Source organism: Frankia sp. CeTa3Moorea (assembly GCF_978021225.1).
Genome location: NZ_CDXDOR010000027.1, coordinates 23,743 through 33,490 on the forward strand (window position 1 = coordinate 23,743; position 9,748 = coordinate 33,490).

Below are 9,748 nucleotides of genomic sequence, written 5' to 3' on the forward strand. Positions count from 1 at the left end.
CCGCCGGGCTGTGCGGGCGGACCACCCGGGCGCGCAGGGCCAGGGCGCGGGCGGCGAGTGGCCCGTCCCCGGCCGCCCGGGCGAGCGCCGCGGCCCGGTCGGCCCGCACGGCGGCGTCGGAGTGTTTGCCGCGGTCGTAGGCGGTGGCGGCCGCCACCGTCGTGACCGCCGCGTGCAGCCGCATCCACTCCAGCGCTGGCCGGCCGCGCAGCCGGTGCTCCCGGGGCACGGTCTGTGTCGTGCGCTCCAACGAGACCAGGGCGGACGTGGTAGTGATCAGATCAGACGTCTCGTAGGCTCTGACCGTCGCGGTCAGGGCGGCCATGCAGGCCTCGTGCAGGCCGGATGCGTCGTCGCGCAGACTCACGGAGCCCACCGCCGCGAGGCCGGTGGCAACCAGGACAGAGCGTCGGTCCGCGACCTCCGCGACCTCCGCGACCTCCGACACGATGGGACCCTCCGTGCTCCTGCGGGAATGATCGCGGCCTTCCGCCGGCACGCGACGGGGCGGTGAGTCGTCGCCGCCAACGGCGTGATCCGATCGCTCGGACGACAGATCCGGTTATTCACGGCGGCCTTCCTCCTCTTCCCCGTGGTAGTGGCCGGTCCTCGAGTCTTCGTCCCGTCCCGTCCCGGCGACATCGACCGGTGTACACGCGCGCACCGGTCGATGCGTCCGAGCTCTCTGCAGCTGAGCTCTCCGCATCCGACACCCATATGGTCGCGAGGCCGCACTGTCCCGACGAAACCCGGCGTTCACGTATTCGTGCGCGAAGCGCCGTCTTCGACGGTATCGTTCGGGGGCCGCGGACGCGCCGAGTTGTGCGCACTCGGCGATGTGGTACGTGTCTCTTCAGGGATTGGCGTCGGTTGTTGTCGGAGGTTGTTGTCGGGTGGCTGAACCGCCTGACTGCCTGGGGCCGCCGCAACGATTGTCCGCAGTGCGGGCGCCGGTTGGCCGAAATTCTCGTGGCATCCTGCGAATGTTTCATCCTCGTGTCGTCGAGTCATTGCATGTTTCGCCATGATGATGTTTCCCGGTCGGGATGCCGCCGGGATGCCGTCGGGAGACCGCGGGGAGGTCGCCGCGGGGCTCGGCGCGACGCCGCTGCGAGCTCGGCCGGCTCCCGCCCGGGCGGGCAAGATCCGTCCTGGCGGTGGCCCCCGGGTGCCGCCGGTAAGGTGAACAGCATGGCCGTCGACCTGTCCGAGGAGATCAAACAGCTGGATGCCACGTTGACCGGCATCGAGACGGTTCTCGACGTGGAGGGGTTGCGCCGTCGCGCCGAGGATCTGGAGCGTCAGGCTGCGGACCCCGACCTCTGGTCCGATCAGGACCGGGCCCAGGCTGTCACCCGCCGGTTGTCGTCGACGCGCGGGGACATCGCCAGGGTGGAGGGGCTGCGTCGCCGTCTCGACGACATCGCCGCCGCCGCGGACCTCGGCGACGAGGATCTGCTTGCCGAGGCCGCAGCCGATTTTCCCAGGCTGTCCAATGACATCGCCGGTCTCGAGGTCCGGACCCTGCTGTCCGGCGAGTACGACGAGCGGGACGCGATCGTGCAGCTCTCGGCCGGGGCCGGCGGGGTGGACGCGGCCGACTGGACGGCGATGTTGCTTCGGATGTACCTGCGGTGGGCCGAGCGGCATGGCTACGCCACGGAGGTCTTCGACACCTCCGAGGCTGAGGAGGCGGGTCTGAAGTCGGCAACCTTCCAGGTCAAGGCGCCCTATGCGTACGGGACGCTGCGCAGTGAGCACGGGGTGCACCGGCTCGTCCGGATTTCGCCGTTCGACAACCAGAACCGGCGGCAGACCTCCTTCGCCGGGGTGGAGGTCACCCCGGTCGTCGAGCTGTCCGACCACGTCGACATCGACGACAAGGATCTGCGTATCGATATCTTCCGTTCGTCCGGCCCGGGTGGACAGGGGGTCAACACCACCGACTCCGCGGTCCGCATCACGCATCTGCCCACGGGCATCGTGGTGACGTGCCAGAACGAGCGCAGCCAGCTCCAGAACAAGGCCGCCGCGATGATCGTGTTGCAGGCGAAGCTCCTGGAGCGGCGGCGGGCCGAGGAAGCGGCGGAGAAACAGCGCATCACCGGCGGGCCACAGGACGTCTCCTTCGGATCACAGATCCGTAACTATGTCCTCCACCCGTACCAGATGGTGAAGGATCTGCGTACCGACACCGAGACCTCGAATACCAGCGGTGTTCTCGACGGCGAGCTCGATGATTTCATCGACGCGGAGATCCGGTGGCGGCGGTCGGTCGAGAATCAGGCGTGAGAGGGTTCTTCGGAGCTTTTGCCGACGCCCGGGATGCGCCTGGTTCCGGGCTGAGCGGGCAATCCTCGCCGCACCGTCCGGGCGCTCGTGGCCCGGCGGGACGATACGCGCCCGGCGTTCCGGTTCCGGAGGTCCGGAGGTCCGGAGGTCTCCCGTTTCCGGGACGGCATCCGAATGCTGCCTGCCTCTCGGGGAACGGACGGTGAAAAGACAAAGATCCGGCCGTGGTGGGAACGCCGGTGTGACGTAGGCTCGGCCGGCGGCCCGGCCCGGCGTCGGGGGAGGACTCCACCGGATCTCCTGACGCCATTGGCATGCCGGGTATACACGTGTAGAGTTCCGGGTAGTTCGCGGACCGTTCGATGTTTTAGTTTCGGTGTCTTGATCTGGTCCGTCTACTGCTTCACCCGATGGGATGTACGCCCGTGTCACCTGGTCGTTCACGATTGCGAACCGCTGTCGCGGAGGGAGTGCGGTCTGTGTCCCTGCACACGAATGCACGCATGTATATGTGTGGAAATAACGGTGCAAATCCGGGCAGGATGGCGAGTCTCGCCGGTACGGGAACGCCGTGACCTCCCTGGCGCCCGCGGCGTCCGGCGCCGCCTCCGGCGTGTTCGACGGTGCGCCCACGATGCCCCTGCCCGTCCTTATGTACCACGGCGTCGGTGATTCGGTGAGTGCGGACTTCCGACGCTGGGAGGTCCCTCCCGGTGCCTTCGCCGAGCAGCTCGAGGCCCTCGCCGAAAGCGGTTACCACCTCACCGGTCTCACTGACGCGCTGGCGCATCCCGCCCGCCGCCAGGTGGTGATCACCTTCGAGAACGGCTTCGAGGACTTCGTCACCACCGCGGTGCCCGCTCTGCGGGCGATCGGTGCCAGCGCTACCCTGTACGTGCCGACCGCCTTCGTTGGCCGGCGCGCCACCTGGCTGGATGGCTACACCGAGCGCAACCTCCCCCTGCTGGACTGGTCCGACCTCGCCGCGCTCGCCGGAGAGGGCATCGAGCTCGGCTCGCACGGTCACCGTCATCTGGAGCTCGACGTGGTGCCGACCGCCTTGGCGCGGTATGACGTCACCGCCAGCCGGCGGCTGATCGAGGAGAGAACCGGCCGGCGTCCGGACAGTTTCTGCTACCCCTTCGGTTATCACTGCGCGTCGGTGCGCCATGTCGTCGCGGCCGCCGGGTTCGAATCGGCCTGTGAGGTCGGGTACCGCATTCATCAACCGACGTCGTCCCGGTTCGCCATCAGTCGATTGATCGTCAATCGGGCCGCTGGAGCGGCCGACATCCTTCGGCTCGTTTCCCAGGGGCATCGCGACGCTCTGCTCAGCGCCCGGCGAGGACTGCAGTCGGGGTGGCGGGCATATCGAGCGGCGCGCTGGCGGCTCGGCCGAGGCGCCTGACGACGGGGAACGCGGGAACTGGGGTCCGGGGCCTGGCAGTTACCGCGTGCTCTCTCACACGACCGCGAGCCGATAGCCCCGCTTGATGACGGTCTCGACCACGTGGCCGGCCGGTCCCAGCGCGGTGCGTAACCGGGCGACGGTCATCTCGACCGCGTGTTCGTCGGTGAGCCCGGCCGTGCCCGTCCGGCGCAGCAGCTCGGCTCGGGACAGCACCCGACCGGGACGCTCGGTCAGCGCGTCGAGGACCGCCGCGGTCCTGGGTGCGAGCATCACCGGCTCGCCGTTGACGATCACTGCCGCGCCCTGGACCCGCAGCACGTGCCCCGCGGCCTCGACGGTCCGCCCCCGGCGACGCGGGAGTTCGTCGGACAGCGTGCGCACGAGTGCTCCGAGCCGGAACCGGTCCGGGGCCACCGTCGCCACGCCCTGCCGTTCGAGGGGGGCGGCGCAGACCGGACCCACGCACGCGGGCAGCACCTCGCCCCGCAACGCGGTCAGCAGTTCGTCGAACTGTCCCATCTCCCGGGCGATCCGTAGGAGGCTCACCACGGCGGGCGCGCTGGTGAAGGTGACCGCGGAGACCCCGCCGGTGACGATGAGTTCGACCATCCGGCGGACCGGCCGCAGATCGTCCGGTGGTTCCCACCGGTACACCGGTATCTCGACGACCTCGGCACCCGCCGCGCGCAGCCCCTCGACCATGTCTGGCAACGGCTCGCCGTGTAGCTGCACCGCGATGCGCAGCCCGGCCAGGTTCTCCGTGAGCAGATGGGCGACGAGCTCGGCGCCGGATTCCGAGCGGGGCGACCAGCATTCGGTGAGCCCCGCGGCCCGGACGGCGCCAGTGACCTTCGGCCCTCGGGTGAACAGCCGGGCGCCGTCCAGCCGGTCGCGCAGCCGCTCGCCGAGCCCCCAGCCCTCGGCGGCCTCCACCCAGCCGCGGAAGCCGATTGCCGTCGTAGCGATCACTGCGTCCAGCGGCCGGGTGAGGCACTCCCGGGTCGCGGCGAGCAGCAGGCTGTCGTCGGCGAGCGGCACGATGCGCAGGGCCGGGGCATGGATCACCCGGGCTCCGCGCCGTTCGAGGAGGTTCGCGAGTTCGTCGCGGCGACGCGCGGCCGTGACCCCGACGGTGAAGCCGAGCAGCGGTGGCAGCCCGGCGCTGACGGCCGGCTCCGTCGATGTCGCCGATGCCGGGGACGTTCCGGGTGCGCCGGACCGGTCGCCGATGTCGGGCCACCCGGGACTACGGGTTGTCACGAGGCTACCTCCTGGCCTGGGGTCCCGCGCCGATCCCCCGGTCACCGCAGGATCGGACACGGCCATGTCCACGCGCTTGCCGGTGTGCAACGCCGGTGTTAACCGGCACCGTTGCGTATTCACGACGTCCGCATCGAGCGTTCGTCGGGCATCTCACATCCCGTCGTGTCGTGGAGTGCATGCCTTGTAGCCGGACCGACCTGACTTCGAGTCGGTGTTGACATCCTGGGTTCGTACGGTTCTGGCCGTAGCGGGTGCCCGTTTGGACCGGCACCCATCGGTTCGGACGTGCGGGTGGTGCGCGGATGTCTTCTCGATCATTGGTGGTCGTCGGCCACGGCATGGTGGGGCATCGGTTGTTGGCGGCGCTGCGGGACCGCGACGTCGAGGGGCGATGGGATATCACGGTCCTCGCCGAGGAACCTCGGCCCGCCTATGACCGGGTGGGCCTCTCGGCGTACTTCACCGGGGCGACCGCGGAGGACCTCAGCCTCGTCGAGGACGGATTCCTCGAGCACCCCCGGCTGCGGCTGCGTCTCGGTGAACCGGTCGTCGCCGTCGATCGGGCCGCCCGGACGGTGACCACCGGTGCCGGCCGCACCTACCGGTACGACGTGCTGGTGCTTGCGACCGGTTCCTACCCGTTCGTCCCGCCGGTACCCGGCCGGGAGGCCACCGGCTGCCATGTCTACCGCACGATCGAGGACCTAGAGGCGATCTCCGCCTCGGCGCGCGGTAGCCGGACCGGGACCGGTGTGGTCGTCGGTGGCGGTCTGCTCGGCCTAGAGGCGGCGAACGCGCTGCGTAGCCTGGGGTTGGCTACTCACGTCGTCGAGTTCGCGCCCCGGCTGATGCCGGCCCAGGTCGACGAGGCCGGCGGGCAGACGCTGCGAGCCCACATCACCGGGCTCGGGATCGGCGTCCACACCGACACGGCCACCGAGCGGATCGAGGCCGATGCCGACGGGCGGGTCACCCGGATGGTCTTCGCCCGTCACCCCGAGGGGCTGGCCGGCCTCGACACCGACGTCGTCGTGTTCTCGGCGGGGATCCGCCCGCGGGACGCCCTGGCCCGCGAGTGCGGACTCGACGTCGGGGATCGCGGCGGCATCGTCGTCGACGAGGGCTGCCGCACCAGCGACGAGCACATCTACGCCGTCGGCGAGTGCGCCCTGGCGGCCGGACGGGTGTACGGGCTGGTCGCACCCGGATACGCGATGGCCGAGGTCGTCGCGGACCGTCTGCTCGGCGGCGGCGCGACCTTCACCGGTGCCGACATGTCGACCAAGCTCAAGTTGCTCGGCGTCGACGTCGCGAGCTTCGGGGACGCCTTCGGGACGACTCCCGGTGCGCTGCCTATCACGTTCGCCGACCCGGTGGCCAAGGTCTACAAGAAGCTGGTGCTCTCCGACGACGCGCGTAGCGTCCTCGGTGGCATCCTCGTCGGCGACGCCGAGGAGTACGGCATGTTGCGGGCCATGGTCGGCTCCGCCGGGGTCGTGCCGGACGATCCCGCGCGGCTCATCCTGCCGGACGGCGACGGCGACGGCGACGGGGCAGGGGCCGGCGGCTCCGGGGCCGGGGTGGCGCTCCCCGCCGGGGCGCAGATCTGCTCGTGCAACAACGTCACCCACGGCCAGATCTGCGCCGCGATCAGCGAGAACGGCCTTACCGACGTCGCCGGGATCAAGGGGTGTACCAACGCGGGCACGAGCTGTGGCAGCTGCGTGCCGATGCTCAGGACGATCCTCGGCCAGCAGCTCGCCGCCGCGGGCATCGAGGTATCGAAGGCGCTGTGCGAGCACTTCGACGTCAGCCGGGCTGAACTGTTCGAGATCGTCCGGGTGCGGGGGATCACGACGTTCTCGCAGCTGATCGCCGAGCACGGTCGGGGCCGGGGCTGCGAGGTCTGCCGGCCGGTGGTGGCCTCGATTCTCGCCTCCCTCTACAACGGGTACGTCCTGGCCGGCGAGCAGGCCGCCCTGCAGGACACCAACGACCACATGCTCGCGAACATGCAGAAGGACGGCACGTACTCGGTCGTCCCCCGGCTGCCCGGCGGCGAGGTCACGCCCGAGACGCTCATCCTGATTGGCGAGGTGGCCCGGGACTTCAACCTCTATACGAAGATTACTGGTGGGCAGCGCATCGACCTCTTCGGCGCCAGGGCCGAGCAGCTGCCGAAGATCTGGAAGCGGCTGACCGACGCCGGACTCGAGTCCGGACACGCCTACGGCAAGGCGTTGCGGACGGTGAAGTCCTGCGTCGGGGAGACCTGGTGCCGCTACGGCGTACAGGACTCCACCACGCTGGCCGTCGACCTGGAGCTACGCTACCGCGGCCTGCGATCTCCCCACAAGATCAAAATGGCGGTCTCCGGCTGTGCCCGGGAATGCGCGGAGGCGCGGTCCAAGGACGTCGGGGTGATCGCCACCGAGCAGGGCTGGAACCTGTACCTGGGCGGCAACGGCGGTCACCGGCCCCGGCACGCGGAGCTGTTCGCCTCCGACCTCGACACCGAGACGCTCGTCCGCTACATCGACCGGTTTCTGATGTTCTATGTGCGCACCGCCGATCGCCTCCAGCGCACCGCGCCGTGGGTGGAGAGCCTCGACGGCGGCCTCGGGCATGTCCGCGAGGTCATCGTCGACGACTCGCTGGGCATCTGCGCCGAACTCGACACGGCCATGGCCCACCACGTCGCGACCTATCAGGACGAGTGGAAGACGACGCTGGCCGATCCGGTCGCACTGCGCCGGTTCGCCTCGTTCGTCAACGCCCCCGAGGCGGCCGACCCCGACGTCATCCACCTCCTCGAACGCGGCCAGCCCCGGCCGGCCCGCCCGGCCGAGCGGGCAGCCCTCATCGCCGGTGCCACGCTCCCCGTGGTGGCTGGCCGTTTCCTTACCTATCCAGGCTCCTTGCCTATCCAGAGGGACGAAACGGACACAAAAGCCTCTGGATAGGCAAGTAAGCGCATCCCGGACGATCTGGAGGCCGCCATGATCTGGACCGACATCTGTGCCCTGGACGATCTGACTCCCGATCGCGGCGTGGCCGCGCTCGTCAACGGCGCCCAGGTGGCCATCTTCCGGTTGAGCGACGGTCCCGTGCTCGCCGTCGGCAACGCCGACCCGATCGGCCTGGCCAACGTGCTCTCCCGGGGTCTCGTCGGCTCCCGCGGAGACCGGGCCGTGGTCTTCTCGCCGTTACACAAGCAGGCGTTCGATCTGGTGACGGGGGAGTGCCTCGATGCCGAGGGGGTGCGCCTCCCCGTCTACCCGGTGCAGGTGCAGGACGGTCGGGTGCTGGTCGGCCCCGTCGCGGCGGCCCGTCCGGTCAGCTGAGGCGGTCAGCCGGCCGGTCAGCCGGCCGGTCAGCCGGAATGGTCGGCTGCGGAGATCGGCCCCGAACGGGCTGGTCAGGCCGCACACTGGGAGAAAGCCGACGCGGGAGGGGACGAAGATGACCGGTGTGCAGACAGCCCCGGGCGGATGGGTGGCCCTTGTCGGTGGCGGTCCCGGGCGGGCGGATCTGATCACCGTACGCGGTCTGCGGCTGCTCCAGGCTGCGGATGTCGTGGTGGTCGACCGGCTGGCTCCCCGTGAGCTGCTGGATGAGGTGCGACCCGGTACCGAGATCATCGATGCGGGCAAGGCGCCGCACGGTCACAACCTGACCCAGGACGAGATCAACGCGGTGATCGTCGATCGGGGACTGCGCGGGCTCGGCGTCGTCCGGCTCAAGGGCGGTGATCCGTTCGTCTTCGGTCGTGGCGGCGAGGAGGCCCTGGCCTGCGCTGCGGCCGGCCTGCCCTGCGAGATCGTCCCCGGGGTGACGAGCGCCGTCGCGGTCCCCGCGCTCGCCGGGATCCCGGTGACCCACCGGGGTATCACCCAGGACGTGGCTGTCGTCAGCGGCCATATCGATCCGTCGCATCCCGGTTCCACCGCCGACTGGGACGCGCTCGCTACCGGTCCGGGCACAGTCGTCGTGCTGATGGGCGTCGGGGCACTGCCCGAGATCAGTCACGAGCTGGTGAAGCGGGGCCGCCGGCCGGAGACTCCGACCGCGGTGATCCACGCTGGCGGGACAGCCGACGAGACGATCATCACCGGGTCCCTGGCGGATATCGCCCGGCTCGCGGCCGAAGCCGCGATCAGTTCTCCCGCGGTCATCGTAATCGGAGATGTGGTTTCGCTACGTGATCGAATTATCGGCGTGATGGGTACCGTCGGGGCGGTCCCGGCGGAGCCGCTTCCGGTGGAGCCCACGGTGTCGGCTTGACGCTCCCGCCGTCGGGTCGCCCGTCCACCCGGACCTTCAGCGCAGCGCCAGGATCCGGTCGTCCCCCTTTCTCGGGTCCCCTCGGCCGTCGGTGTTGCTGGTGATGATCCATACCGATCCGTCCGGTGCGAGCACCGCCGCGCGCAGCCGGCCCAGCTCACCGGTGAACGCCGCGCGGGGGGCGCCACGCACATGGTCACCGGCCAGGCCCACCTCCCACAGCCGCTGTCCGCGCAGCGCCGCCACGTACAGGGTGTCTCCACGGATCGCGACGCCGCTCGGGGATGCTTCGCCGGTGGTCCAGGTGACGAGGGGATTGCGCAGGCGGCCCTTGTCGGTGTCGCCGACGCCCTCCACCATCGGCCACCCGTAGTTGCCGCCCGGGATGATCAGGTTCACCTCGTCGACGTTGTTCTGGCCGAACTCGGATGCCCACAGCCGTCCGGCCGTATCCCACGTCAGGCCCTGCACGTTGCGGTGGCCCATGCTGTAGATCAG

Annotated in this window: 7 protein-coding genes and 1 pseudogene; 5 read left to right on the forward strand and 3 right to left on the reverse strand. The window is 70.0% G+C overall.

The window, feature by feature from the left end:
* A pseudogene (locus AC08OV_RS07670) lies at positions 1-448 on the reverse strand (hypothetical protein); the annotation flags it as partial.
* A gap of 743 nt (positions 449-1,191) precedes the next feature.
* Between AC08OV_RS07670 and prfB the strand changes: the two are divergent.
* Both prfB and AC08OV_RS07680 read left to right on the forward strand, forming a co-directional pair.
* Positions 1,192-2,292 carry a peptide chain release factor 2 gene (gene prfB / locus AC08OV_RS07675; RefSeq protein ID WP_476601949.1) on the forward strand — a complete coding sequence of 367 codons (1,101 nt, stop codon included), beginning with the start codon at positions 1,192-1,194 and terminating at the stop codon, positions 2,290-2,292.
* Between the two features lie 571 nt (positions 2,293-2,863).
* Entirely contained in the window at positions 2,864-3,700 is an 837-nt protein-coding gene (locus tag AC08OV_RS07680) for a polysaccharide deacetylase family protein (protein WP_476612704.1), read from the forward strand.
* A gap of 54 nt (positions 3,701-3,754) precedes the next feature.
* On the opposite strand, the gene AC08OV_RS07685 is transcribed toward AC08OV_RS07680, so the two are convergent.
* On the reverse strand, positions 3,755-4,963 hold the full coding sequence (locus AC08OV_RS07685) for a uroporphyrinogen-III synthase (protein ID WP_476612705.1): 1,209 nt from the start codon (positions 4,961-4,963) through the stop codon (positions 3,755-3,757).
* A 305-nt stretch (positions 4,964-5,268) separates the two neighbouring features.
* Between AC08OV_RS07685 and nirB the strand changes: the two genes are divergently transcribed.
* The 3 genes from nirB (at position 5,269) to cobA (ending at position 9,250) form a co-directional block, all read left to right on the forward strand.
* Complete coding sequence (gene nirB, locus AC08OV_RS07690) at positions 5,269-7,929, forward strand: nitrite reductase large subunit NirB (RefSeq protein ID WP_476612706.1); 2,661 nt, start codon at positions 5,269-5,271, stop codon at positions 7,927-7,929.
* Positions 7,930-7,965: 36 nt separating this feature from the next.
* The gene (gene nirD, locus AC08OV_RS07695; RefSeq protein ID WP_462186017.1) at positions 7,966-8,310 is read left to right on the forward strand and encodes a nitrite reductase small subunit NirD; all 345 of its coding nucleotides are present in this window, start codon (positions 7,966-7,968) and stop codon (positions 8,308-8,310) included.
* 118 nt (positions 8,311-8,428) lie between these two features.
* Positions 8,429-9,250: a uroporphyrinogen-III C-methyltransferase gene (gene cobA, locus AC08OV_RS07700; RefSeq protein WP_476612707.1), complete on the forward strand. Its 822-nt coding sequence runs from the start codon at positions 8,429-8,431 to the stop codon at positions 9,248-9,250.
* A gap of 36 nt (positions 9,251-9,286) precedes the next feature.
* Here cobA and AC08OV_RS07705 read toward each other — a convergent pair.
* The coding region (locus AC08OV_RS07705) for a PQQ-dependent sugar dehydrogenase (RefSeq protein ID WP_476619486.1) at positions 9,287-9,748 on the reverse strand (462 nt) is incomplete at its 5' end.